We start from the raw sequence: 24,988 nt of genomic DNA, 5'->3' as shown, positions 1-24,988 counted from the left end.
CGAAGCTCAGCGCTTTTCCTTGATCTTCGCAGCCTTGCCGCGGAGGTCGCGCAGGTAGTACAGCTTGGCGCGACGGACGTCACCGCGGGTGAGGACCTCGATCTGAGCCAGGTTGGGGCTGTGGACCGGGAAGGTGCGCTCGACGCCGACGCCGAACGAGACCTTGCGGACCGTGAAGGTCTCGCGCACGCCGCCACCCTGGCGACGGATCACGACACCCTTGAAGACCTGCACGCGCTCCTTCGAGCCCTCGATAACCTTGACGTGCACGTTCAGGGTGTCACCGGGACGGAACTCCGGAATGTCGTCGCGGAGGGACTTGGCGTCCAGGAAGTCCAAGGTGTTCATGGGTGTTCCATCCTTGCGTTTTCGCAGGAGCAGAGGAACCGAGCGGCGGTGGCTCGACTGGTTCGTGCTCGGATCAGGTTGAGTCGCCCTCGACAGGCAACCCGACCATTGTGCCAGACGTCCCGGCGTGCGCGGAAATCGGCGCGGGTGCCGCCTGCACGATCCGTTCCAGCTCCTCCTCGGTCGCCGTCAGTGCGTGCTCGACGCTGGGTTTGCCCGCGACGAGATCCTGCACGTAGATCTTGGCGCGGATCATCGGCCGCCGGAACCGCTTCTCCCGTTCGATCGCGCGTCGCATGCGGCGCGGCCTCGACACGTACCGCCATCTCGCCCACGGCGCACCCGGCCGGCTCAGCCGGATCGCGCCGACCAGCAGGATCGGGAAGACGAACATCCCCACCAGACCGGTCCAGATCTTGCCCTTGGCGATGACGATCGCGGCGAGGCCGAGGTTGACGACGACGAGTCCGACGAGTGCGGCCCGGACGGCGAGGTGCGGATTCTCGCGCCACTCGGTGATGTCGAGCAGCTCCAGCGGCTGGAACCCGAGCAGCAGCAGACCGGTGACGGCGAGCGCGACGAAGACGGCGTCCACCGACGCCCGTCCCTGATCGGACCAGTACACGTCCTTGAGATAGAAGATCAGCGCGAACTCGTCGAGCACCAGCGCGGAGCCGATCCCGAAGAAGGTCGCCAGCACCGCCCCGGCGCCCTGCGACGCGTTCTCGTACACCGCGATCAGGGCGATCCCGGACGCGAACATCGTCACGACCCCGAACACGACGTGGTGGATGTGCTGGCCGCCGGGAGTGATGTTCCCCGGCCACCAGCGCACCTCGGCCCGGATCATCCGCACGCTGATCCGGATGAAGACGAAGGCGAGCAGGAAGCCGACCAGAAAGAAGAGCAGCGGAAGGCGTCCGTTCGCGACGATCTCCCGATCCAGCCAGTGCTCCATCAGGACGGTCCGGGTCCGCGGACGATGCACCGGAAGCCGATGTGGCAGGTCGACGTCTCCTCGGTCTCACCCTGACGCGCGGCGGGCCGGTAGCGCAGGCAGTAGTTGGGGGCGCACAGGTGCGAGCCGCCCTTGATCACGCGCCGCGGGTACGCCTCGCCGGCCTGCACCTCACCGATCTCGACCCGCGGATTGCGGGGAATGCAGCACGACGACGCGGGTGCCACGTTCTTGCCCGACGCACCGTGGTCGGCGGTGTGGAAGTCGGTGGTCCACTCCCACACGTTGCCCGCGACGTCGACGAGGCCGTAGCCGTTGGGTCGGAACGTCCCGACCGGTGACGTGCCGACGAAACCGTCCTCGGCGAGGTTCTGCCACGGGAACTGTCCCTGCCACGTGTTGGCCTGGTGCCGGCCGTCGGGAGCGAACTCGTCGCCCCACACGAACGTCTTTCGGTCGAGACCGCCGCGGGCCGCGAACTCCCACTCGGCCTCGGTGGGCAGTGTCTTGCCCGCCCACGCGGCATACGCCTGCGCGTCGGAGTACGAGACGTGGGTGACGGGATGCCGCTCACGGCCCCCGACGTTGCTGCCCGGACCCTCGGGGTGGCGCCAGTCCGCCCCCGGCACCCACGACCACCACTGCTGGTAGTCGTCGAGCGACACCGGTTGCGCGGGCGGGGTGAAGACGAGTGACCCGGGGACGAGCAGCGCGGGATCGGCGCCGGGGTAGTCGGCAGGGTCGGGCGCGGTCTCCGCGGTCGTGACGTGACCGGTCGCCTTCACGAACCGCCGGAACTCGGCCACCGTCACCTGATGGGTGTCCATCCAGAAACCGTCCACACCGACCTCGTGGACGGGGCGCTCCTCCGGATAGAAGTCCTCGGAGCCCATCCAGAACGTTCCCCCGGGAACCCACACCATGTTCTTCGGCGCGCGGGACGGATCAGTGCCCACAGATGCGATCGGCTGCATGGTTCACGAGCATTCCACCTGCGGGTGCGTCACGAAAGCCGGAGCGGGATCCGGCGTTTCACCCGTCGAGGGTGGGGCGCGTCCACATCCGGTGCTGCGATCATCCCGTCATGGGTACCGCCATCGGGGATGTGCTCCCCCTCGCGATCGGCGTCGCGATCAGCCCGATCCCGATCATCGCGACGATCCTGATGTTGCTCACGCCGCGGGCAGGGAGCACCGCGACGGCCTTTCTCGCCGGTTGGATTCTCGGGATCGCCGTCGGGTACGTGGTCTTCGTGGCGATCGGCAGCGCGATCGACCTGTCGTCGAATTCGGACGGGAACGCTGTCACGGCAACCATCCGGCTCGTGCTCGGTGTGCTGCTGCTCGCGCTCGCCGTCAAGCAGTGGCGGACTCGTCCTGCGCCCGGCGAGGAGCCGAGCATGCCGGCGTGGCTGGCCGCGATCGACAAGGTCACCCCGGGAAAGGCTCTCGCGCTGGGCGTGGGGCTGTCCGCGATCAATCCGAAGAACCTGCTGATGATCGTCGGCGCCGCCGTCGCCGTCAGCCAACTCGATGTCGGGGTCGGCGCGAAGACCGTCACCGGTGTCGTGTTCACGATCCTCGCCGCGAGCACGGTCGCCGTCCCGGTCGTCGGCTACTTCACGATGCGCGAGCGGGCGACGTCGTGGCTGCAGGGCCTGAAGGTGTGGCTCACCGCCAACAACGCCGCGGTGATGGCGGTGCTCCTGCTCGTGATCGGTGTGTCCCTGATCGGCAAGGGCATCGGCGGGTACTGACGCCGACGGGCGCCCCGCTCACAGCAGGACGCCCGTCGCGCGTGTCACTTCCCGAAGCCGGCCTTGCGCAGCGCGTCCGCCATCGAGCCGCTCGCGGGACGGTCGTCGCGACGGTCCCGGCCCTGCCCGCCCTGCCGCTGCCCGCCCTGTCGCCGGCCACCGCCCTGACCGTTCGGTCGCGGGCCCCGGCCGCCCTGGCCACCCTTCGGGGCGGCGGCTCCGACCTCGTCGTCCAGGCGCAGCGTCAAGCCGATGCGCTGACGCTCGACATCCACCTCCAGAACCTTGACCTTGACGACGTCGCCGGACTTCACCACTTCGCGCGGGTCGCTGACGAAGGTGCGCGACATCGCCGACACGTGGACCAGACCGTCCTGGTGCACCCCGACGTCCACGAAGGCCCCGAAGGCGGCGACGTTGGTGACGACGCCCTCGAGCACCATGCCCGGCTTCAGGTGTGCGACCTTTTCGATGCCCGCCGCGAAGGTCGCCGTCTTGAACTCGGGGCGCGGGTCGCGGCCCGGCTTGTCCAGCTCGGCGATGATGTCGGTGACGGTCGGCAGACCGAACTTCTCGTCGACGAAGTCCGTCGGCTGCAGCTTCTGCAGGAGGGCCGTGTTGCCGATCAGCTCCCCCACCGCCGACCCGGAGGACTGCACGATCCGGCGCACCACCGGGTAGGCCTCCGGGTGTACGGCCGACGCGTCGAGCGGGTCGTCGCCGCCCCGGATCCGCAGGAAGCCGGCGCACTGCTCGAACGCCTTCGGGCCCAGACGCGGGACGTCCTTGAGTCCCTTGCGGCTGCGGAACGGCCCGTTCTGGTCGCGGTAGGCGACGATGCTCTCGGCGAGCGAACCGGCGATGCCCGACACCCGGGACAGCAGCGGCACCGATGCGGTGTTCACATCGACGCCGACCGCGTTCACGGCGTCCTCGACGACCGCCCCGAGCGAGCGCGCGAGCATCGTCTCGGACACGTCGTGCTGGTACTGCCCGACGCCGATCGACTTGGGGTCGATCTTCACCAGCTCGGCCAGCGGGTCCTGCAGGCGCCGCGCGATCGACACGGCGCCACGGATCGAGACGTCGAGATCGGGCAGTTCCTGCGACGCGTACGCCGAAGCCGAATACACCGACGCGCCCGCCTCTGACACCATGACCTTCGTCAGCCCGGCCTGCGGGAACTTCGAGATCAGTTCCGCGGCAAGCGCGTCCGTTTCACGCGACGCGGTGCCGTTGCCGATCGCGACGAGGTCGACACCGTGTTTGGCGGCGAGTGCCGCGAGCGTCGCCAGTGCCTGATCCCACTTGTTGTGCGGCTGGTGCGGGTAGATCGTGTCGTGCGCGACGACCTTGCCGGTCGCGTCGACGACGGCGACCTTCGTGCCGGTGCGGAAGCCCGGATCCAGGCCCATGGTGGCGCGCGTACCCGCCGGGGCCGCGAGCAGCAGATCCTTGAGGTTGGCAGCGAACACGTCGACCGCGTCCTTCTCGGCGGACTGCCGCAGGCGCATGCGGGTGTCGATGCCCAGCGTGATCAGCATCTTCGTCTTCCACGCCCAACGAACGGTGTCGAGCAGCCAGCGGTCGGCCGCACGCCCCCGGTCGGCGATACCGAACCGGGAGGCGATCCGAGCCTCGTAGACGCTGGTCTCGCCGGGCTCGAGCGGCTCACGGTCGGACGCGAGGGTCAGCGAGAGGATCTCTTCCTTCTCGCCGCGGAACATCGCGAGGATCCGGTGCGACGGCAGCTTCTCGAACGGTTCGGAGAACTCGAAGTAGTCCGCGAACTTGGCGCCCTCGGTCTCCTTGCCCTTGCGGACCGCCGACTCGAGCTGGCCACGGGTCCACATCAGCTCGCGCAGCTCACCGACCAGGTCGGCGTCCTCTGCGAAGCGCTCGACGAGAATCGCGCGGGCGCCGTCGAGCTGCTCGGCGTCGTAGCCGGCGGGATCGATCGTCGGATCGCCGATCAGCGCGTCCGCCACCGGCTCGTGGCCGGCCTCACGCGCGATCTGTGCCTTGGTGCGCCGCTTCGGCTTGTACGGCAGGTAGATGTCCTCGAGACGCGCCTTGGTGTCGGCGAGCATGATCTGCTGCTCGAGTTGGTCGTCGAGCTTGTCCTGCGAGCGGATCGATTCGAGGATCGCGATACGACGCTCGTCGAGTTCACGCAGGTAACGCAGCCGCTCCTCGAGCTGGCGCAACTGGGCGTCGTCCAGACCGCCGGTGACCTCCTTGCGGTAACGCGCAACGAACGGAACGGTCGCCCCACCGTCGAGGAGGTCGACCGCCGCGGCGACCTGCCCCTCCCGTACGTCGAGCTCCTCGGCGATGCGGTGGTTCACAGATTTGAGAGCAGTCGTCACGGCGAACGACCCTACCGCTAGCCTGTCGTGAGCGTCGGCAACGAGGCCGCCCGCCGAGATCTACCTGGAGGACCCGATGGCGAGGGTGCGCTGGCGCCTCGCGGGGGCCTGCGCGACCGCTCTGCTGGCCGCGGGCTGCATGTTCACCCACGACCCCAACGACCCGGCGGCAGCGTTCGCCGCCGACACCGTGCAGACGGTCACCGAGACGCCGGCGGGCACGCTCGACGAGCGGATGACCCGGGCGGTGGACGACGCACTCGCCCGCGGCGCCGACGTATCGATCGCGCTCCTCGACCGGCGGGAGGGCACGTACTCCGCGGTCGCGGACGCCACGTCGTTTCCCACCGCCTCGGTCGTCAAGCTCTTCATCGCCGACGACGTGCTGTTCCGCGAGGCCCGCGCCGAACACGAGCTCACCCCCGAGGAGCACGACCTCATCGGCCGGATGCTCGAACGCTCCGACGACGACGCCGCGAACACACTGTGGAACGAGTACGGCGGTCCCGAGATCGTCGAGGACGTCGTGGGCCGATACCAACTCACCGCGACCACCACGCCGTACGACGACAACTGGTGGAACACCGAGACCACCCCCGCCGACCTCGTCGACTACTACGCGGGACTGCTCGACGGGCGCGGCGGACTCGACGACGGCCGGCGCACCGAGATCCTCACACACCTGCGTGCCTCGAACGCCACCTCCACCGAGGGCTACGACCAACGCTTCGGCCTGCCCGACGGCCTCGGTGCGGAGACCACGCTCGCCGTCAAGCAGGGCTGGATGTGCTGCATCGACGACCGCTGGACCCACGTGTCGACGGGCATCGTCGGCGAGGACGACCGCTACGTGCTGGTCGTCGTCTCCCGGGAGGACCTCGACTACGGCGACGACGACGCCGACTACCCCGACACGTCCCTGACTGCGGCGGTGGACGACGTCAGCGCGGCCCACGCCCGCGAAACCGTCACCGAGGTCGTGCGAACGGTGTTCCCGCTGCAGCGGATCGCCTAGGCCGTTCCTCGCGCCGGCTGCGCCCGGCGTGCACCGGGTCGTCGGCCGCGAGCACCTCGCGGGCGGCCCGCTCCCCCGAACGCACCGCGCCGTCGACCCATCCGCACATCACCGCGGAACTCTCCGTGCCGGCCCAGTGGATGCGCCCACACGGCGACCGCAGCGCAGGGCCGAACTCGGTGAGCACCCCGGTGGGTGCATGGCTGAGCATGCCTCCGCCGGAGTACCTTTCGGCGCTCCAGTCCTGCTCGATATAGTCGACAGGCGTGGCCGCGTCGTGGCCGAACCGTTCGGCGAGGGCACCGAGAACCGCGGTGCGACGCTCCGACGCCGCGAGCCTGCCCAACTCCCGCGCACGAGGCCCCTCGACGATCACACACAACACCCCCGGCCGCGGCGCGTCCGTACCCGCGTCGATCGTCACCATCGCCGGCGAGTCGGGCGCGGCGGACTGCCCCGACAGGCCGTCGGCGCGCCAGAACGGTTCGTCGTAGAGGACCGAGATCTTCCGGATCGCACCGCTCGGCATCCGCTGGTGCAGGAACGTCCGATCGACCGGGAGCAGCGGCTCGTACCGAATCTGCCCGGCCACCGCGATCGGCACCGCAACGATGGCCCGCCGCGCCCGGACCGACACGTGGTCGGTGGTGACGGTGACACCGGAGGCGTCCTGCGCGATCGTGTGCACAGGCTGCGAAAGGTGCAGGGAGCGACCGAGTTCGGCGGCCATGGGCCGATAGATCGCCCCCATGCCGCCGACAGGGCGGGAGTCCTGTGCCGCGTCCGCGACCCCCAGGACGAATCCCGGGCCACCGCCGGACGCCATCTGATACAGCACGAACAGGAAGGACACCTCCGACGCCGCGGACGTGTAGCACCCGGCGATCGCCATCTCGAGCAGTTGGCGCGCCGGCTTCGACAGCACATTGTCGTCCAGCCACTTCGCGAGACTGATCCGGTCCCATTCGACCGCCCGCTTCGCCTCCCACGGCGCGTCGAGTGGAACGGTCTTGCACAGTTCCCCGAGTTCGAGAAAAACCGTGCCGAGATTCGCGACCGCCCACGGACTCATCGTCATCGGGATCGTGCCCTGATAGCGGTACTTCCTACCGTCGACCACCATCATCGCGTCGCCACCGGTGTACTGCTTGTACCTCGACACCCCGAACTCGGACATCAACGCGAGGATGCGGTCCTGGCCGGGGCCGACCCACGCACCGCCCCGGTCGATCCAGGTTCCGTCGGCGCGGGTCTCGGTGAAGGTGCGCCCGCCGATGCGGTCCCGGGCGTCGAGCAGGACCACGGAGCGGCCCGCCTGTTTCAGGCGCAGAGCCGCAGTCAGACCCGCGAACCCAGCTCCCACCACGCAAAAGTCGACGTCTGTCATTGCCGGTCACCTCGAGTTCCTGCCTACTCGCGTGACCCACTCCAGGTCAAAGGCCCGGCGAAACCGATCGGGAACCGATCAGGAAAGGAGATCGGGACGACGCTCGGCCGTCCGCTGCAGCGACTGCTCCCGCCGCCACGCCGCGACCTTCGCGTGATCCCCCGACAGGAGGATCGGCGGGACGTCGAGACCGCGCCAGCTGACGGGACGGGTGTAGCTCGGCCCTTCGAGGAGGCCGTCGGAGAACGAATCCTCTTGGTGGGACTGCTGATTGCCGAGCACACCCGGGAGCAGGCGGACGACGGCCTCGACCATGACGAGGACCGCGGCCTCGCCGCCGATGAGGACGTAGTCGCCGATCGAGACTTCCTCGACCCGCACCCGACGGGCAGCGTCGTCGAACACGCGCTGGTCGATGCCCTCGTACCGTCCGCACGCGAAGACCAGGTGCTTCTCTTCCGCCCAGCGGTGGGCGGTGGCCTGAGTGAAGGGCACACCGGCGGGGGTCGGCACCACGAGGAGGGCCTCGGAATCGGGCTCGCCGTTCTCGTCGGTGAGGACCTCGTCGAGCGCATCGCCCCACACGGTCGGCTTCATGACCATGCCGGGGCCGCCCCCGTAAGGCGAGTCGTCGACGGCTTTGTGCACGTCGTGGGTCCAGCGCCGCAGGTCGTGGACGCCGACGGAGATCAGCCCCTTGTCGATCGCCTTCCCCAGGAGCGCCGCACGGAGCGGCTCGAGGTACTCGGGGAAGATCGTGACTACGTCGAGACGCACGGTGGTTCGGTCACTCCTCGTTGCGGCTGTCGCCGAAGTCGGGGTCCAGCAAGCCCTCCGGCGGATCGATCTCGATGAGGCCGTCGGCCACCGAGACGGTGGGCACGATCGCCGTGACGAACGGGACGAGCAGTTCGCCGGATGTCTGCCCCTCCGGGCGGATCGACAGCAATTCACCTGCCGCAGAATGCAATACCTCGAGCACGGTGCCCACCGGAGTGCCGGCATCGGGGCGGCCGGCGGCCATCCGCACGGTCAACCCCTCGAGCTCGTGATCGTAGAACTCGTCCGGATCGTCGGACGGGGTGAGATCAGCGGTGTCGATCACGAACAGCGTGCCGCGCAGATTGTCCGCCGCGGTGCGATCGGCTACGCCCTCGAGGCGCAGCAGAAGCCGCCCGGAATGCTCCCGGGCGGCTTCCACCGTGTATGTGTGCAGCTTGTTCTCGCGCGGCTTGCGGCCACGCAGTTCGGCACCGACGGCGAAACGCTCCTCGGGTTCGTCCGTACGAACCTCGACGACCAGCTCTCCCCTGATGCCGTGCGACTTGGCGACGCGGCCTACGACGAGTTCCACTGCGTACTACAGATCGGTGTCGACGACGTCGACGCGGATCCCGCGGCCTCCGATACCGGAGACGAGGGTCCGCAGGGCGGTCGCGGTACGACCACCGCGACCGATCACCTTACCGAGATCGTCGGGGTGCACATGCACCTCGACGGTACGTCCCCGACGCCCCGTGATCAGCTCGACGCGAACGTCGTCGGGGTTGGCGACGATCCCACGGACGAGATGCTCGACGGCATCGGCGACAACGGCGCTCATTACTCGGCAGCCTCGGCGGACTCGGCGTCGGCAGCGGGAGCCTCCGCGGCCTCTTCCTTGGCGGCCTTCTTCTTCTTGGGGGTGATGGCCTCGGAGACCGGCTCGTTTTCGGCCTGCGCCAGCGCAGCCTGGAACAGCTCCAGCTTGGTGGGCTTGGCTTCCTTGGTGCGCAGGGTGCCCTCGGCGCCCGGCAGACCCTTGAACTTCTGCCAGTCGCCCGTGATCTTGAGCAGGGCCTCGACGGGCTCGGTCGGCTGCGCGCCGACGCCCAGCCAGTACTGTGCGCGCTCCGAGTCGATCTCGATCAGAGACGGCTCTTCCTTCGGGTGGTACTTGCCGATGGTCTCGATCGCACGGCCGTCACGGCGGGTGCGGGAATCCGCGACGATGATCCGGTACTGCGCGTTGCGGATCTTGCCGAGGCGGGTGAGCTTGATCTTGACAGCCATTACGCTGTGCATCTCCTTCAGCACGCACACCAGTGCGCACATGTCACGTGCAATTCAGCGACCCACCAGGATGGTGAGTCCGGTTTTGCCTCTCTCCTGTGACCGCCGCGCGGTACGTAACCGGATGCGACGAACAGCGGTTGATTCTGCCAGACGACCCACCGCGAACGGAAACGCAGTCCACGCGACCGCTGCGCCGCAGCTCAGGTGACCAGAACCACCGAGGACCCCTACGGGGACCAGCTTCACCTCGGGTACCGTCGAAGTGTGGCCCGAACTCGTCGAAAAAGCCGGCCGGCACTGATCGTGCTGGTCGTCGTCGCATCGCTCGGATGCCTGGCGCTCGGCTGGTGGCAATGGATGCGTTTCGAGTCCGTCGGCGGCACCGGCCAGAACCTCGGCTACGCATTCCAGTGGCCGCTCTTCGCGGCGTTCGTCGTGTATGCGTACCGACGCTTCGTGCAGCTCGAGGACGGCGACGCCCAGGTCGGCGGATCCGGCACCGCGGACGCCGAACCGACGGAGGTTCCCGAGGGGCTCCTCCCGGAGCGCCCCAAAGCCCCGACCACGACCGACCCCAGCGATCTCGACGACTCCGACGCCCGGCAGATGCTCGAGTACAACGATTACCTCGCCGAGCTCTCCGCTCGCGAGCCCGATAGGAGCGACAAGTGAGCGGCGGCCCCCACGAGACCACCCCACAGCAGACCGCGACCGCAGCGGCGCCCACGCCGCAGGACAACAAGAAGATCGCGTCGGCCCTGCTTCGCTACCGCGTTCTCGCCTACGCGACGGGTATCTGGCTTCTCGTCCTCACGGCCGAGATGGTCGCGAAGTACATCTTCAGCGTCGACAACCTCCCGACCTGGATCGCGATCGTCCACGGCTGGGTCTACTTCGTGTACCTGATCCTCACCATCGACCTCGCGGTGAAGGTGCGCTGGCCCGCGGGTCGCACGATCGGCACGCTGCTGGCCGGCACCATCCCGTTCCTGTCGTTCTTCGTCGAGCACTGGCGCACCCAGCAGGTCAAGAAGGACTTCGGCGTCTGAAGCGGCGCCACCGCACCCACAGACACGCGCAGGGCCCGTCCGGTCGGACGGGCCCTGCGCGTGTCTGTGGGCTTCGCGGTCAGCTCTGGGCCAGCGCTGCGAGAGCCGGCACCAGCTGAGCCAGCGCGCGGCCACGGTGCGACGCGGCGTCCTTCTCCTGCGGGGACAGCTCCGCCGACGTCCGCCGGTCACCCTCGGGCTCGAATACGGGGTCATAGCCGAAGCCGTTGTCACCGCGAGGCTCTCGCACGATCCGCCCACGCCATTCGCCCCGCACGACGACGGTGTCCTGTCCGGGGATGGCGAGTGCGCACGCCGACACGAACGCCGCACCGCGTCGCTCGTCGGGCACGTCCGCCAGCTGTCCGAGCAGCAGCGCGGTGTTGGCGTCGTCGTCGCCGTGACGACCGCTCCACCGCGCCGACAGCACGCCGGGCATCCCGTTCAGCGCGTCGACCTCGAGTCCGGAGTCGTCGGCGACGCACGGCAGCCCGGTGGCCGCCGCGCCGTCCACGGCCTTGACGATCGCGTTGGCCTCGAACGTCGCGCCGGTCTCCGGGGTCTCGGGAAACTCCGGTACCTCGTCGAGCCCGATCACCTCGAGGCCCTCGATTCCGGCGGCCGCCAGGACGCGACGGAGCTCACCGAGCTTCTTGGCATTCCGGCTGGCGACCAGGATCTTCCCGCTCAACTGCCGAACGCCTTCTTCTTGGGCTCGGTCGCCTCGGGCAGCACGCCCGGGTACGGCTCGGCGAGTGCGGCCTGCTGGATCGCGAACAGCTGTTCGCAGCCGGCGAGCGCGGAGTCGAGCAGCTTGTCGAGCGTCGAGCGCGGGAACGTCGCCCCCTCGCCGGTCCCCTGGATCTCGACGAGCGTGCCCGTGTCGGTCGCGACGACGTTCATGTCGACCTCCGCGCGCGAATCCTCCTCGTACGGCAGGTCCAGCCGGACCCGGCCGTCGACGACGCCGACGCTGACCGCGGCGATGGCGCACGAGATCGGCTGCGGGTCCGCGAGGCGGCCCGCGGCGCGCAGGTACGTCACGGCGTCGACGAGCGCGACGTAGGCGCCGGTGATGGCGGCGGTGCGGGTACCACCGTCGGCCTGCAACACGTCGCAGTCGATCGCGATGGTGTTCTCACCGATCGCGGCGAGATCGATGCAGGCGCGCAGCGAGCGGCCGACCAGCCGACTGATCTCCTGCGTGCGCCCGCCGACCTTGCCCTTGACCGACTCGCGACCGCTGCGCGTGTGGGTGGCCGCGGGCAGCATCGCGTACTCGGCGGTGAGCCAGCCCAGCCCCGAACCCTTCCGCCAGCGCGGCACACCTTCTTCGACGCTCGCGGTGCACATGACCCGCGTGTTGCCGAACTCGACCAGCACCGACCCTGCGGGATGGTTGGTGAATCCTCGGGTGATCCGAACCTCGCGGAGTTCGTCGTCCGTCCTACCGTCTTCTCGTGTCGTCACGACCGAGAGCCTAGTCGGGGTCAGACGGTGTAGACGTCCCCGGCCGACACGGCATGCACCGGGCCGGAGAACTCGGCCTTCGCCTCGGCGATGACGTCCTCGCGGGACGTCCACGGCGGGATGTGGGTGAGCAGGAGTTCGCCGACGCCGGCCCGGGCGGCGACCCGACCGGCCTCGGTGCCGGAGAGATGGATGCCCTCGGGGCGGTCGGGGCTGTGCGTCCACGACGCCTCGGACAGCAGCACGTCGGCGTCGCGTGCCAGGTCGACGACGGCGTCGCACATGCCGGTGTCGCCGGTGTACGCGAGGACCCGTCCGGCCTTGCTGGTGACGCGGAAACCGTAGGACTCCGGCGGATGGTTCACCCGGAACGCCTGGACCGCGATCTCGCCGATCTCGGCGACGTGGCCGTCGGACCAGCTGCGCAGATCGATGGTGTCGGAGATGTCGTCGAGTTCACCGCCGCACTCGGCCGATGCCACCCCGATGCGGCACGCGCTGTCGGTCGGGCCGTAGACGAGTGCGCGTCCGCTCGGCGGGGTGGGATGGTAGCGCCGCCAGACGAGCAGACCGGGCATGTCGAGGCAGTGGTCGGCGTGCAGGTGCGAGAGCAGGATCGTGGCCTCGCCGGGATCGGCGTGCTTCTGCAGGGCGCCGAGGACGCCGGGCCCGAAATCCATGACGACCGGCGGAGTGCCGGGAGCGGTCAACAAGTAGCCCGAAGCAGCCGAGTCGGGTCCGGAGACGCTGCCCGAACATCCCAGGACCGTAATGCGCATGCAAACTATGCTGCCACGCGTACCCGGATCTCAAAAAGCTTCGGGCACTTTCGGTGGCGTCAACTCACATTCGACGCGCGATTGTGATGCGTCGATACGCTGGTCGGCGGTGTGACGGTCGAGTCAGCGCAGCGGCCGCGCGCTCCCGGCGGAACCGATCGTCCCGGCCGCCGGAGCGCCCTTGCGGGCGTCGGCGGACAGGATCCAGGCGGCGACGACACCGCCGATCGCGCCGAACAGGTGGCCCTGCCACGAGATTCCGTACTGCCCGGGCAGCACCCCCCAGAGCATGCCGCCGTAGACGAACAGCACCGCCACGCCGAGCGCGATCTGCCCGAAACTTCTCGTGAAGATGCCACGTACCAGCAGGAAAGTGAGCCACCCGAAGATCAGCACGGAGGCGCCGAGATGCGCGGTTCCGACGCCACCGGTCAACCATGTGCCGACGCCACCGAACACCCAGATGATCCCGGTTGCGGCGAGGCCGCGACCGATGCCCGACATCAGCACCAGGAAGCCGAGGACGAGCAGCGGCACGGTGTTGGCCAGCAGGTGGCCCCACCCGTAATGCAGCATGGGGGCGAAGAGGATTCCCCACAAACCGTCGAGCGTGCGCGGTTCGACTCCCCACTGGTCCAGTGGGTTCTTCGGCGCGATCGTGTCGAACGCCTCCAGGGCGTAGAGGACGACCGCGAACCCGCCGACGGTCATCGCGGCCCGCTGCCACAGCGGGCGCGGAACGCGGGGCGGGGTCACGCGCACTTCGGATCCGGGGGTCACGGAACCGAGCGTACCGACCGCCACCGACCGGCGAACGGTGGCGAACGGTGCCCGCCGCCTAGCCGGAGGTCCCGAACGCCGACGGGAACACGTCCCGGTAGCCGGGGATCCCGGCAACGGTGGTGGCCGAGAGGATCGCATCGACGATCGCCCGTTCGACGCACTGCGCCGCGGCGGTGCACACCGCGTCGAGGATCGGCAGTTCGCGCGGGAACGCCGCGGGGACACCGTCGGGCAGCGGCGTCTCGTGGGTTCCGGTGGCGAGGGCGAAGATCGTGTCGCCGTCGAGCGGGGAATGCGCGGGCCGGATCGCCCGAGCCATGCCGTCGTGTCCCGCGACCGCGACCCGGCGGCACGACGCCTTCGACAGCTTCGCGTCGGTGGCGACGACGCCGATGGTCGTGTTGAGCACCGTGCCCTTCGCGGCCAGCGCGTTCGCGGCGGCCAACTCCTCGGGGGACGGCAGGCGCATGCCGCGCCGTTCGGCGTCCGCGAGGGAAAGTCCCCACGGCAGTCCCGTCTCCGGATCCCACACGGAGCCCACCGGATTCGCGACCAGCAGCGCCGACACCGTGATGCCGTCGGCCGGGCCGCCCACGATGACGGCGCTCGCGGTGCCGACTCCGCCCTTGAGCACGCCTGCCCGGGCGCCGGTGCCGGCGCCGACGCAGCCGGTCGTGACGGTCGTGGCCGCGCGGTCCGCGGCCCGGTAGCCGAAGTCGGCGGTGGGCCGGACCCGCCAGTCGCCGACGGGCAGATCGAACACGACCGCGCCCGGCACGATCGGGACGACCTGGCCGGGCGCGCCCATCGGGATGCCGTGCCGGCGCTCCTCGAGCCATCGCATGACGCCGTCGGCTGCGGCCAGCCCGTACGCGCTGCCACCGGAGAGCAGCACCGCGTGCACCTGCTGCACGGAGTGGCTGGGGTCGAGCAGGTCGGTTTCGCGGGTGCCGGGGCCGCCCCCGCGGACGTCCACGCCCGCGGTTGCGCCCGCCGGCGCCAGCACGACGGTGCATCCGGTGGCGCCCCCCGCTCCGAGGGTCGCGTCCGTGTCGAGGACGTAGTCGTGACCGACGAGGAGGCCCGTCACGTCGCACAGCGAATCGGTCGGTCCGGTCCGGACCGACGTGCCGGGCGCCGTCACGCGATCAGCGCCTGGACGAGGGAGTCCTGCATCCACGTCAACCAGTGGTAGACGTCGTAGTGCGGGGCCCGCGGATCGTCCGGGTCCACCTCGTCGGGGGTGTCGGAGTCGATGCCGAGGTTCGTGCCGAGCGCGAGGCGGACGTCGTTGAGTCCGGCCAGCCACGCGTCCGCCTGCTCGGGCGTGAGGACGACCTTGCCGCCCTCGGCGGGAACGGTCTGCAGGATGACGGATCCGGCGGCGAGCTTGTCGTCGATGATGTCGGGCTCGTGGAGGCTGCGCAGTGCGCTGTTGACGTTGCCGCGCTCGGTGTCGTCGCCGGAGTCGGCCTTGTCCGGGTCCGGACGTTGGAAGTCCGGCAGCAGCCGGGCGAGCACCTCGTCCGACGGGGTTTCGGAGTTGCCGGTCCGCAGTCCCGTGAGAGCAGCCAGTTCGTCGGTGGGCGCCGACGCCGCGCGCTCCTCGAGGAGTCCGGACACCGAGGTCACCAGAGACCTCAGCACCGCCGCCTCGTGGGCGTCCATCTCCGAACGGAGTTTCAGTCCGCCGAGCGAGTTCTTCCTGGTCCAAGTCCGCACGTCTGTACCCGGGATCCTTACCGTCGAGAGGGATGGATGGAGGAGGGTCTAGCTGTCGTCCCGCTGCATCGTCGCCCACAGGCCGGCGGCGTGAAGTTTCCGGACATCGTTCTCGACTTTATCGCGAGAACCGCTGGATACGACCGCTTTGCCTTCCTTGTGAACCTGCATCATCAGATCCGTCGCCTTGGCTTTGCTGTAGCCGAAGAGCTTCTGGAAGATGTACGTCACGTAGTGCATGAGGTTGACCGGGTCGTCCCAGACGACGGTTACCCAGGGGCGATCCTGCGCTTCGACCGTCTCCTCGATCTCGGCCTCCGCGGGCGAGACCTGGGGCGCTGCAGCGGGCATCTTGCCGACCGGGAGTGTCGTCGGGAAAGTTGTCATCGTCGAACACGGCGCCATGGGTCCAGGGTACGGCGTAGCCATCGAACCCGACACCCGCGGCCGGGGGCCGAATCGTAGAGTTGGCCCTGTGGCAACCGTTCCCGCATCCCGTGACGTCGACACGTCCAGTACCGCCCTCTTCACCGACCAGTACGAGCTCACGATGCTCGAGGCGGCGCTCGCGGACGGTTCCGGCCACCGGCAGTGCAGCTTCGAGGTCTTCGCCCGACGACTGCCCGACGGCCGCCGGTACGGCGTGGTCGCGGGCATGGGGCGCATCGCGGACGCCTTGTCGCGCTTCCGTTTCGGCGAGCCGGAACTCGAGGTCGTGGGCCGCTTCCTCGACGCCGCGACGGTGCGGTGGTTGCGGGACTTCCGGTTCTCCGGCGACATCGACGGCTACCGCGAGGGCGAGCTGTACTTCCCCGGGTCGCCCATTCTCTCGGTCCGCGGGACGTTCGCCGAATGTGTCCTACTCGAGACGCTGGTGTTGTCGATCCTCAACCACGACAGCGCGATCGCGTCGGCCGCCGCCCGGATGGTCAGCGCGGCGGACGGCCGCCGGATGATCGAGATGGGCTCACGCCGCGCCCACGAGGAGTCCGCCGTCGCGTGCGCCCGCGCCGCGTATCTGGCGGGCTTCGACGCCACCTCGAATCTCGAAGCGGTACGCAGGCACGGCGTCCCCGGTGCGGGCACCAGCGCCCATGCCTTCACGCTCCTGCACACCGACGACGGTGTCCCGGACGAAGTGGGCGCCTTCCGGTCGCAGGTCGCGGCGCTCGGCGTCGGCACGACGCTGCTCGTCGACACGTACGACATCACCCGCGGTGTCGAGAACGCCGTGGCCGCGGCGGGCACGGGCCTCGGGGGCGTGCGGATCGACTCGGGCGATCTCGGCGTGCTCGCGCGTCAGGTCCGCGAGCAACTCGACGCCCTGGGGGCAACCGGCACCCGGATCGTGGTGTCCGGGGACCTGGACGAGTATGCGATCGCCGCGCTGCGCGCCGAACCCGTCGACTCGTACGGCGTCGGAACGTCACTCGTGACGGGATCGGGTGCGCCGACCGCCGGGATGGTCTACAAACTGGTCGAGGTCGAGGGCGTGCCGGTCGAGAAGCGCAGCAGCAACAAGCAGTCCCGGGGCGGCACCAAACGCGCGATGCGCCTGAGCCGGGCGTCGGGCACGATCGTCGAAGAGGTGCTCTACCGGGCGGGCGCCGCAGCGCCGGACACCGCCGGTCTCGAGTCCCGGGAGTTGCTCGTCCCGATGGTGCGTTCGGGCGAGCTCGTCGACGACCTTCCCACGCTCGACGACGCCCGGGCCCTGCTCGCCGCGAACCTGGTGAGCCTGCCGTGGGAGGGGCTCAAGTTGTCGCACGGCGACCCCGCCGTACCCACCCGATTCGCGTCGACCGAGCCGATCGCGGCGGTTGCCGAGGGAGGACTGAAGTGACCGGCACGGCACTCGTCGTCACCGACGTCCAGAACGACTTCTGCGAGGGCGGTGCACTCGCCGTCGCGGGCGGTGCGGCAGTGGCCGCCGCGATCGAGGAGCTGTACTCCGACCACGGCTACAGCGCGATCGTCGCCACCCGCGACAACCACATCGACCCCGGCGACCACTTCTCCGAGACCCCGGACTTCGTCGACAGCTGGCCGCCGCATTGCGTGGCGGGGACGCCGGGCGCCGAGTTCCATCCGGCACTCGGGACCGGTGCGATCGAGGAGACCTTCTCGAAGGGCGAGCGCAGCGCCGCGTACTCGGGCTTCGAGGGTGTCTCGCCGTCCGGCGAGTCGCTCGCCGACTGGTTGCGCCGGCACGACATCGACGCCGTCGATGTCGTCGGGATCGCGACCGATCACTGCGTCCGGGCGACGGCGCTGGACTCCGCCACCGAGGGCTTCCGCACCCGCGTCCTGCTCCCCTTTACCGCGGGCGTGTCCCCCGCCACCGTCGAGGCGGCATTGGCCGAGCTCGACGCGGCCGGCGTCGAGCTTGTCGGCCGCCTCTCCGAGCCGGGAGACGCCGCGCCCTGATGCCTCCGAGTCCTCAGCGGTGCGCGGTGGACGTGAACTGATGTGTCGCCGCGTCGACGATCTCGGTCGGCGTGACGGTGATCTCCTCGTTCAACCATGCGGTGACCAGTTCGACCAGACCGCCCACGAACAGCAGTCCTGCGATCTCGCCCTGCAACGGGGGCCAGGCGCGCTCGCCGTACATGCGTGCAGCCTCGTCGGCGACCATCTGGGCAAAACCCCGCAGTGCGGCGCGGCGGTGAGTGCGCAGAGGTTCGACAGCGGCGGACTCGATGAGCGCGAACCGGCCCTTTCGGGGGTCTTCGGTGAGGATGGTGACGAACGAGGCGATGGCATTGCGGACACGCTGCTCCAGCGTCCCGGTGTCGGCGTGCAGCGCATCGAGTCCGCGGCGCCGAACCTCCTCCGCGATGCCGTCCAGGACGGTCTGCAGGAGTTCGTCCCTGCTGGTGAAGCTCTCGTAGAAATATCTCTCGGTGAGTTTGGCGCGCGCACAGATGGCAGTCATGGTGGCGCCGCTGATCCCGGCCGCCGCGAACACGTCCAGCCCCGCCTCGAGCAGGCTCTCGCGCCGCCGCGCGGTGCGTTGGTCACCGCTGAGACCGGCGTAGCGGCGCGGGAGGGAGGAAGCCATGGATCGATATTGACAGACCCACCGACTGTGACCCAGACTACACCCATCTGACAGAGCCTACTGTCAGATGGACGGGGGTCTAGGTGTCATGACCAAGTTGTTGGCCGATCCACCCACACAGTCCGGGCTACGCCCGGTCGCGGGCCGACCGGGCCTGCCGCTCGTGGGGCAGGTACTCGCGTACATTCGGGATCCACTCGCGCTGATGCAACGACAGTGGGACCGCTACGGCGAGATCTCGTGGTTCTCGATGCTCGGTCGACGGTGGCTCGCCGTGCTCGGCCCGGACGCCTGCCAGGAAGTGTTGCAGAACAAGGATCGGGCCTTCGCCAACGGCGACGGCTGGTCGGTCCTGATCGGGCCCTTCTTCCACGGCGGTCTCATGCTCCTCGACTCGGAGGAACATCTACGACACCGCCGCATCATGAAGCAGGCGTTCACCCGAGCACGGCTCGAGAAGACCGTCGCCGCCCTCCACCCCGCGATCGACTCGGCGCTTCAGGGATGGACCCCCACCGAGGGGTTCCGGGCCTACACCGCGCTCAAGGCACTGACGCTGGATCTCGCCACCGACATCTTCATGGGCGGGGCGGAAGGAGCAACCGACAGCGAGATCGCCTCGGTGCAGAAGGCCTTCGTCGACTGTGTCCAGGCGGCCACCTCGGTGATCCGCCGGCCGGTCCCGGGGACCCGATGGAAGCGCGGGCTCGACGGCCGGCGCGTTCTCGAAGAATTCTTGCACCGGTATCTACCGGCACGCCGAACCCGCGAGACCGACGACCTCTTCTCCGTGCTCTGCCACATCGAGGCCGATGCGGGACAACGCTTCACCGACGACGAGGTGATCGACCACATGATCTTCCTCCTCATGGCCGCCCACGACACCTCGACGATCACTCTCTCCACGATGATGCAGTACCTGGGCCAACATCCGAGGTGGCAGGACCGTTGCCGCGCGGAGTCGCTGGCGCTGGGGACCTCGACACCGAGCCACACCGAACTGGACGGGCTCGACAGCCTCGATCTGGTCATGAAGGAATGCCTCCGGATCGTCTCTCCGGTGCCGGTCGTGGCGCGCCGCGCGGTGCGCGACACCCAGGTTCGCGGGCACTTCGTACCGGCCGGCACCTACGCGGCGGTGGCTCCGCATTTCACCCATCACATGGCGGAGTACTGGCCCGACCCCGAATGCTTCGATCCCGAGCGCTTCGCGCCGCACCGCCGCGATGACAAGGTGCACCGGTATGCCTGGGAGCCGTTCGGTGGCGGCGTGCACAAATGCCTGGGAATGCACTTCGCCGGCGCCGAGATCAAGGCGATCATGCATCATCTGCTCCTGCGTTTCGACTGGCAGGTCGACGCCGACTACGTCGCTCCGCTCGACTTCACCTCGTTGCCGTTCCCCTCCGACGGACAGCCGGTCGATCTGCGTCTGCGGCCTCGCATGTCTGCACCGTCGCCGCGGTCCGCACCATGATGCGGCAGGTCGCCGACCGGAGTTGACGGTGCCGGGCAGTACCCTGTTGCGGTGTCCCGTGAGCTGCCGAACGTGCCCGATCTCCTCAAGCTCGCGGTCCGCTCCCTGGGCGGCAAGGAACGCCAGAACCAGTTGACGATGGCGTCTGCGGTCGCCCACTCCATCGACACCGGCGAGCACCTCGCGGTGCAGGCCGGCACCGGTACCGGCAAGTCGCTCGCGTATCTCGTGCCGAGCGTGCGACACGCCGTCGAGTCCGGACGCACCGTCGTCGTCTCGACCGCGACGATCGCGCTGCAACGCCAGCTCGTGGATCGCGACATGCCCCGTCTCGCGGAGGCGTTGAAGCCCGCGCTGGGACGTCTTCCCCGGTTCGCGATCCTCAAGGGCCGCAGCAACTACCTGTGCATGAACAAGATCCACACCGGGATGGCGCAGGACGATCCGCCGGACGCCGAACTGTTCGACGCCTTCGCGGTCTCCCGGCTCGGCCGCGAGGTCCAGCGGCTCACCAAGTGGTCGTCGGACACCGAGACCGGTGACCGCGACGACCTCGTGCCCGGCGTGAGCGACCAGGCGTGGCGGCAGGTCAGCGTCAGCGCCCGCGAGTGCCTCGGTAAGTCGCGCTGCCCCGTCGGCGAGGACTGTTTCGCCGAGCGGGCGCGCGCGGAGGCCGCTCAGGTGGACGTCGTGGTCACCAACCACGCGATGCTCGCGATCGACGCGATCTCCGGGATCGCGGTGCTGCCCGAGCACGATGTCGTCGTGATCGACGAGGCCCACGAACTGGTGGACCGGGTCACGGGGGTCGCGACCGCGGAGTTGACGGCGCCCGCGATCAGCGGCGCGGCCCGGCGTGCCGTCAAGCTCGTCGAGGAGCAGGACGTCGACCGCCTCGAGGCCGCCGCCGAGGGGTGGGCGGATCTCCTCGAGGAGTTGCCGGCGGGACGTTGGGACGCGCTGCCCGACGGCGTCGGCATGGCGCTGGCCGCCGTCCGCGACGCGGCGTGGAACGTGCGCACCGCGATCGGCCCGTCGAAGCCCGGTATGGCGGCCGCCGACCCGGAAGCAGCCGCCGCACGCAACGCCGCCCTGTCGGCGATCGACGAGATCCACGACAGTGCGGTCCGGGTTCTCACCGCGTTCGACGAACCCGATCCGGCCAAGCGCCGGGACGTTGTGTGGCTGGCCGTCGAGGACAACCGCGGCAACATCCGCCGGGTGGTACGGATGGCGCCGCTGTCGGTGGGCGGGCTGCTGCGGGCGAGCCTGTTCGCCGAGTCCACGGTGGTCCTCACGTCTGCCACGTTGACCGTGGGCGGCTCGTTCGACGGGCTCGCGGTGAACTGGGGTCTGCCGCCGGAGTCGCCGTCCCGCAGCGACACCGGCACGGCCACCGGCAAGGAGGCGCCGTCGGATGCCGGTGCGCTGCGCTGGAATTCACTGGACGTCGGGTCCCCCTTCGACCACGCCAAGTCCGGGATCATGTATGTCGCCCGGCACCTGCCACCGCCCGGCCGGGACGGCCTGTCCCCCGCGTTCATGGACGAGATCGAGGAGTTGGTGACCGCCGCCGGCGGCCGCACGCTGGGCTTGTTCTCGTCGATGCGGGCCGCGAAGGCGGCCGCCGAGGAGATGCGCGGACGGCTCGACGTGCCGGTCCTGTGCCAGGGCGACGATGCCACCGGCACGCTGGTGAAGAAGTTCGCGGAGGACGAGCCGACGACCCTGTTCGGCACCCTGTCGCTGTGGCAGGGCGTCGACGTGCCCGGGCCGTCGCTGAGCCTCGTCATCCTCGACCGCATCCCCTTCCCCCGCCCCGACGACCCGCTGCTGGTGGCCCGCCAGCAGGCGGTCGAGTCCCGCGGCGGCAACGGCTTCCTGTCGGTGGCCGCGAATCACGCCGCACTGCTGCTCGCGCAGGGCGTCGGTCGTCTGCTGCGCAGCACCGACGACAAAGGTGTGGTCGCGATCCTCGACTCCCGGCTGGCCACCGCCCGGTACGGCGGCTACCTGCGTGCGTCCCTGCCTCCGTTCTGGGAGACGGCCGATCCGAAGGTGGTCCGGCAGGCACTCGCCCGGATCGCGGCGTCACGGCCGTCGAGCTGACGGCGGTATGACGGCGGGCTGTCCCGGAAACCCGGTCGAGTCGGCGCCGGTCGTCCTATGCTCGGGCGATGGACCCGGTGATCTCGGTTCGCGGACTCACCAAGCGCTTCGGTGACGTCCATGCCCTCGACGGCCTCGATCTCGAGGTCGCCCCCGGCGAGGTCCACGGCTTCCTCGGCCCCAACGGTTCCGGCAAGTCCACCACCATCCGGGTACTGCTCGGCCTGCTGCGCGCGGACGGGGGCGAGATCTCGGTGCTCGGGGCCGATCCGTGGCGCGACGCCGTCAACCTGCACCGGCACCTGACGTACGTGCCGGGCGACGTGAACCTGTGGCCCAATCTCACCGGCGGCGAGGCGATCGACCTGTTCGGACGGCTGCGCGGCGGCCTCGACGACACGCGTCGTCGGGAGTTGCTGGAGCGCTTCGAACTCGATCCCACACGCAAGGGACGCACGTATTCGAAGGGCAACCGGCAGAAGGTGGCGCTGATCGCGGCGCTCGCGGCGGACGCGCAGTTGTTGATCCTGGACGAGCCGACGTCCGGCCTGGATCCGTTGATGGAGGCGGTGTTCCAGCAGTGCATCGGTGAGGCGGCACGGGAGGGCCGCACGATCCTGCTGTCGAGTCACATTCTCGCCGAGGTGGAGTCGCTGTGCGGGGTGGTGACCATCATCCGCGCCGGCCGCACGGTGCAGAGCGGCACCCTCGCCGAGTTGCGGCACCTCACCCGGACCACGGTGACGGCGACCACCCGCCGGTCCCCGGCCGGTCTCGAGTCCGTGCCGGGTGTGCACAACGTCAAGCGCCTCGACGACCCGGACAACGGCGTCACGTTCGACGTCGACTCCGATCACATCGACTCGGTGATGACGACACTGGCCGGTCTCGGGGTCGTGACCATCACCGCGAACCCGCCGACGCTCGAGGACCTGTTCCTGCGCGAGTACAGCGACGAGTTCGACTCGCTGGGCATCGAGCCGCGATGACGACGCAGGTCGCTCCCACCACGCAGGCCGTCCGGCCCGCGGATGCGGGGGCCGCCGATCCACTCGCAGGCACGTGGAACCTCACCCGCCTGGCGCTGCGGGTCGACCGGATCCGCCTGCCCGCGTGGGTGATCGCGGTAGGCGGATCGACGGTGCTGCTGGCGTCGAGCTACCAGACCCTCTACCCCACCGCCGAGTCGCGCCAGGCGCGAGCGGCGCTGATCGAATCGCCGGCCGCCACGGCTCTCGCCGGTCCGGGTTACGGACTCTCGGATTACACGCTCGGCGCGATGGTCGCCAACGAGATCGCGGGTATGACGATGATCGCGGTCGCGATCATGTCGGTGCTGCTCGTGACGCTGCACCTGCGCACCGAGGAGGAGACCGGACGCGCCGAGATGCTGCGCTCGGGCGTCGTCGGCCGGTTCGCGCCGATCACGTCGGGTCTCGCGGTGGTGCTGCTGGCGAACCTGTCGATCGGGTTGATCCTCGGCCTGGGACTGACCGCGGTCGGTCTGCCGGCGTTGGGGTCCTGGAACCTCGCTGCGGGCGTGTTCATGGTGGGCCTCGCGTTCGGCGCGACGTCGGCACTGTTCTCCCAGGTCACCGAGCATGCCCGCACCGCAAGCGGATTGGGGCTCGTGGCAGTCGCCGTCGCCTACCTGCTGCGCGCCGTCGGCGACGTCCGCGCCAAGGAGGACGGCAGCGTGTGGTCCTGGCTGTCGCCCATCGGTTGGGCGCAATCCACGCGCGCCTACGTCGACGAGCGGTGGTGGCCGCTGCTGCTGGGGATCGCTGCGGTGGTCGTCGGCGTCGTGCTGGCGTATGCGGTGGTGGGCCGGCGCGACGTCGGGGCCGGTCTGGTGGCGCCGCGCGGCGGGCGGCCGCGCGCGAGTGGTGCGCTGACCGGGATCACGGCGCTGACGGTGCGGATGCAGCGAAACCAGATCGCCGCGTGGGCTATCGGGGTCGCGGCGCTGGCGTTCCCGATCGGTGCGCTGGGCCAACAGGTGGCCGACTTCGTCGACCAGGATCCGCGGCTCGCCGACCTGCTGCCGGGCGGCGAGGGCAACGCCGCACAGGGAGCGTTCGCGCTGTATCTGGTGTTCCTGGCGATCATGGCGTGCATGTACGCGATGACCGCGGTGCAGTCGGCGCGGAACGAGGAGACGTCGGGCCGGGCCGAGGACGTGCTGTCGAGCCCGGTGTCGCGGTGGCGGTGGCTCGGCGCGCAGTTGGTGGTGATCTCGGTGGCGACGGCCCTGATCGTGCTGGCCGCCGGCGCGGCGATGGGCGTCACCGCGGCCGCGACACTGCACGACGGCTCGATGTTCGGTCGGCTCGTGGGCTCTGCCGCGAACTTCCTGCCCGCGACGCTCACGGTGATCGCGCTGACCGCCGCGGTGTACGCGTGGTTCCCGCGGCTGCTGGCGGTGGTGTGGGTGTATCTCGGCTACGCGCTGGTGATCGGGATGTTCCTCGAGGTGTTGCCCGACTGGACCGGCTGGGCGTCGCCGTTCCACTTCACCCCCAACCTGCCGGCGGACGAGTTCGACATCGTGCCGTTGATCGTCCTGCTCGTGATCGCCGCCGCGTTGTACGCGCTGGCGCTGCTGGGTTTCCGTCGCCGCGACATCCAGTCCTGACCCCGGGAGGTCGAC

27 protein-coding genes are annotated in these 24,988 nt (G+C 69.6%); 10 read left to right on the top strand and 17 right to left on the bottom strand.

The features are described from left to right. Positions 1-6: 6 nt before the first annotated feature. From rplS to C7H75_RS10015, 3 genes are all read right to left on the bottom strand, one after another. Positions 7-348, bottom strand: coding sequence for a 50S ribosomal protein L19 (gene rplS, locus C7H75_RS10025; RefSeq protein ID WP_005513937.1), 342 nt, complete (start codon positions 346-348; stop codon positions 7-9). Between the two features lie 73 nt (positions 349-421). Next, positions 422-1,306 (bottom strand): hypothetical protein, encoded by an 885-nt coding sequence (locus tag C7H75_RS10020; RefSeq protein ID WP_013415664.1) that lies wholly within the window; start codon positions 1,304-1,306, stop codon positions 422-424. Beyond that, positions 1,306-2,280 carry a formylglycine-generating enzyme family protein gene (locus C7H75_RS10015; RefSeq protein WP_106851306.1) on the bottom strand — a complete coding sequence of 325 codons (975 nt, stop codon included), beginning with the start codon at positions 2,278-2,280 and terminating at the stop codon, positions 1,306-1,308. The genes C7H75_RS10020 and C7H75_RS10015 overlap by 1 nt, the downstream gene beginning before the upstream one ends. Positions 2,281-2,390: 110 nt before the next feature. Between C7H75_RS10015 and C7H75_RS10010 the strand changes: the two genes are divergently transcribed. Further along, the gene (locus C7H75_RS10010; protein ID WP_013415662.1) at positions 2,391-3,062 is read left to right on the top strand and encodes a GAP family protein; all 672 of its coding nucleotides are present in this window, start codon (positions 2,391-2,393) and stop codon (positions 3,060-3,062) included. 44 nt (positions 3,063-3,106) lie between these two features. Here the strand turns inward: C7H75_RS10010 and C7H75_RS10005 are convergent, their stop codons facing one another. Beyond that, positions 3,107-5,431: a Tex family protein gene (locus tag C7H75_RS10005; RefSeq protein ID WP_064057846.1), complete on the bottom strand. Its 2,325-nt coding sequence runs from the start codon at positions 5,429-5,431 to the stop codon at positions 3,107-3,109. 76 nt (positions 5,432-5,507) lie between these two features. Here C7H75_RS10005 and C7H75_RS10000 point away from each other — a divergent pair, with 76 nt between their 5' ends. Further along, positions 5,508-6,446, top strand: coding sequence for a serine hydrolase (locus C7H75_RS10000; RefSeq protein ID WP_064057845.1), 939 nt, complete (start codon positions 5,508-5,510; stop codon positions 6,444-6,446). On the opposite strand, the gene C7H75_RS09995 is transcribed toward C7H75_RS10000, so the two are convergent. The 5 genes from C7H75_RS09995 to rpsP form a co-directional block, all read right to left on the bottom strand. Next, complete coding sequence (locus C7H75_RS09995) at positions 6,400-7,833, bottom strand: flavin monoamine oxidase family protein (protein WP_081264026.1); 1,434 nt, start codon at positions 7,831-7,833, stop codon at positions 6,400-6,402. The two genes, C7H75_RS10000 and C7H75_RS09995, sit on opposite strands and share 47 nt — an antisense overlap. A 78-nt stretch (positions 7,834-7,911) precedes the next feature. Beyond that, on the bottom strand, positions 7,912-8,610 hold the full coding sequence (gene trmD, locus C7H75_RS09990; protein ID WP_005513944.1) for a tRNA (guanosine(37)-N1)-methyltransferase TrmD: 699 nt from the start codon (positions 8,608-8,610) through the stop codon (positions 7,912-7,914). 10 nt (positions 8,611-8,620) lie between these two features. Continuing rightward, a complete protein-coding gene (rimM, locus tag C7H75_RS09985) occupies positions 8,621-9,187 on the bottom strand; it encodes a ribosome maturation factor RimM (RefSeq protein ID WP_005513945.1) in 567 nt (188 codons plus the stop codon). Positions 9,188-9,193: 6 nt separating this feature from the next. Further along, positions 9,194-9,436, bottom strand: a complete 243-nt coding sequence (locus C7H75_RS09980; RefSeq protein WP_005513947.1) for an RNA-binding protein — start codon at positions 9,434-9,436, stop codon at positions 9,194-9,196. Further along, positions 9,436-9,885: a 30S ribosomal protein S16 gene (gene rpsP / locus C7H75_RS09975; protein WP_013415658.1), complete on the bottom strand. Its 450-nt coding sequence runs from the start codon at positions 9,883-9,885 to the stop codon at positions 9,436-9,438. The genes C7H75_RS09980 and rpsP overlap by 1 nt, the downstream gene beginning before the upstream one ends. Before the next feature lie 267 nt (positions 9,886-10,152). On the opposite strand from rpsP, the gene C7H75_RS09970 reads away from it, so the two are divergent. Both C7H75_RS09970 and C7H75_RS09965 read left to right on the top strand, forming a co-directional pair. Then, positions 10,153-10,560 carry a hypothetical protein gene (locus tag C7H75_RS09970; RefSeq protein WP_064079587.1) on the top strand — a complete coding sequence of 136 codons (408 nt, stop codon included), beginning with the start codon at positions 10,153-10,155 and terminating at the stop codon, positions 10,558-10,560. After that, positions 10,557-10,937, top strand: coding sequence for a DUF3817 domain-containing protein (locus tag C7H75_RS09965; protein ID WP_013415656.1), 381 nt, complete (start codon positions 10,557-10,559; stop codon positions 10,935-10,937). The genes C7H75_RS09970 and C7H75_RS09965 overlap by 4 nt, the downstream gene beginning before the upstream one ends. A 79-nt stretch (positions 10,938-11,016) precedes the next feature. Here C7H75_RS09965 and rdgB read toward each other — a convergent pair whose 3' ends face one another. The 7 genes from rdgB to clpS form a co-directional block, all read right to left on the bottom strand. Continuing rightward, positions 11,017-11,628: an RdgB/HAM1 family non-canonical purine NTP pyrophosphatase gene (rdgB, locus tag C7H75_RS09960; RefSeq protein ID WP_084846094.1), complete on the bottom strand. Its 612-nt coding sequence runs from the start codon at positions 11,626-11,628 to the stop codon at positions 11,017-11,019. Beyond that, complete coding sequence (gene rph / locus C7H75_RS09955) at positions 11,625-12,407, bottom strand: ribonuclease PH (RefSeq protein WP_005513956.1); 783 nt, start codon at positions 12,405-12,407, stop codon at positions 11,625-11,627. Before rph ends, rdgB begins: the two co-directional genes overlap by 4 nt. A 20-nt stretch (positions 12,408-12,427) precedes the next feature. After that, positions 12,428-13,186: a cyclic nucleotide-degrading phosphodiesterase gene (locus tag C7H75_RS09950; RefSeq protein ID WP_022595244.1), complete on the bottom strand. Its 759-nt coding sequence runs from the start codon at positions 13,184-13,186 to the stop codon at positions 12,428-12,430. 123 nt (positions 13,187-13,309) lie between these two features. Further along, positions 13,310-13,990 carry a rhomboid family intramembrane serine protease gene (locus C7H75_RS09945; RefSeq protein WP_106851305.1) on the bottom strand — a complete coding sequence of 227 codons (681 nt, stop codon included), beginning with the start codon at positions 13,988-13,990 and terminating at the stop codon, positions 13,310-13,312. A gap of 34 nt (positions 13,991-14,024) precedes the next feature. Then, complete coding sequence (locus C7H75_RS09940) at positions 14,025-15,113, bottom strand: P1 family peptidase (RefSeq protein ID WP_106851304.1); 1,089 nt, start codon at positions 15,111-15,113, stop codon at positions 14,025-14,027. After that, positions 15,110-15,691, bottom strand: coding sequence for an oxidative stress transcriptional regulator AosR (gene aosR, locus C7H75_RS09935; RefSeq protein ID WP_005513965.1), 582 nt, complete (start codon positions 15,689-15,691; stop codon positions 15,110-15,112). The genes C7H75_RS09940 and aosR overlap by 4 nt, the downstream gene beginning before the upstream one ends. 48 nt (positions 15,692-15,739) lie before the next feature. Next, a complete protein-coding gene (clpS, locus tag C7H75_RS09930; RefSeq protein ID WP_005513967.1) occupies positions 15,740-16,096 on the bottom strand; it encodes an ATP-dependent Clp protease adapter ClpS in 357 nt (118 codons plus the stop codon). 70 nt (positions 16,097-16,166) lie between these two features. On the opposite strand from clpS, the gene C7H75_RS09925 reads away from it, so the two are divergent. Together C7H75_RS09925 and C7H75_RS09920 are read left to right on the top strand one after the other, a co-directional pair. Next, the gene (locus C7H75_RS09925) at positions 16,167-17,534 is read left to right on the top strand and encodes a nicotinate phosphoribosyltransferase (protein WP_084866964.1); all 1,368 of its coding nucleotides are present in this window, start codon (positions 16,167-16,169) and stop codon (positions 17,532-17,534) included. After that, a complete protein-coding gene (locus C7H75_RS09920) occupies positions 17,531-18,118 on the top strand; it encodes an isochorismatase family protein (protein WP_013415650.1) in 588 nt (195 codons plus the stop codon). Before C7H75_RS09925 ends, C7H75_RS09920 begins: the two co-directional genes overlap by 4 nt. Before the next feature lie 13 nt (positions 18,119-18,131). On the opposite strand, the gene C7H75_RS09915 is transcribed toward C7H75_RS09920, so the two are convergent. After that, positions 18,132-18,752: a TetR/AcrR family transcriptional regulator gene (locus C7H75_RS09915; protein ID WP_064076731.1), complete on the bottom strand. Its 621-nt coding sequence runs from the start codon at positions 18,750-18,752 to the stop codon at positions 18,132-18,134. 88 nt (positions 18,753-18,840) lie between these two features. Here C7H75_RS09915 and C7H75_RS09910 point away from each other — a divergent pair, with 88 nt between their 5' ends. The 4 genes from C7H75_RS09910 (at position 18,841) to C7H75_RS09895 (ending at position 24,973) form a co-directional block, all read left to right on the top strand. After that, on the top strand, positions 18,841-20,229 hold the full coding sequence (locus C7H75_RS09910) for a cytochrome P450 (protein WP_106851303.1): 1,389 nt from the start codon (positions 18,841-18,843) through the stop codon (positions 20,227-20,229). A gap of 51 nt (positions 20,230-20,280) precedes the next feature. After that, positions 20,281-22,338 carry an ATP-dependent DNA helicase gene (locus tag C7H75_RS09905; protein WP_005513973.1) on the top strand — a complete coding sequence of 686 codons (2,058 nt, stop codon included), beginning with the start codon at positions 20,281-20,283 and terminating at the stop codon, positions 22,336-22,338. 68 nt (positions 22,339-22,406) lie between these two features. Continuing rightward, positions 22,407-23,327, top strand: coding sequence for an ABC transporter ATP-binding protein (locus C7H75_RS09900; protein ID WP_005513976.1), 921 nt, complete (start codon positions 22,407-22,409; stop codon positions 23,325-23,327). Next, the gene (locus tag C7H75_RS09895) at positions 23,324-24,973 is read left to right on the top strand and encodes an ABC transporter permease (protein ID WP_081187803.1); all 1,650 of its coding nucleotides are present in this window, start codon (positions 23,324-23,326) and stop codon (positions 24,971-24,973) included. Before C7H75_RS09900 ends, C7H75_RS09895 begins: the two co-directional genes overlap by 4 nt. Positions 24,974-24,988: the final 15 nt, after the last annotated feature.

The organism is Rhodococcus (subgen. Prescottella) equi (assembly GCF_003013675.1).
GTDB classification, from domain to species: Bacteria; Actinomycetota; Actinomycetes; order Mycobacteriales; family Mycobacteriaceae; genus Prescottella; species Prescottella equi.
Note: the sequence above shows the minus strand (reverse complement) of the source record. Positions and strands in the feature narration are given on the sequence as shown.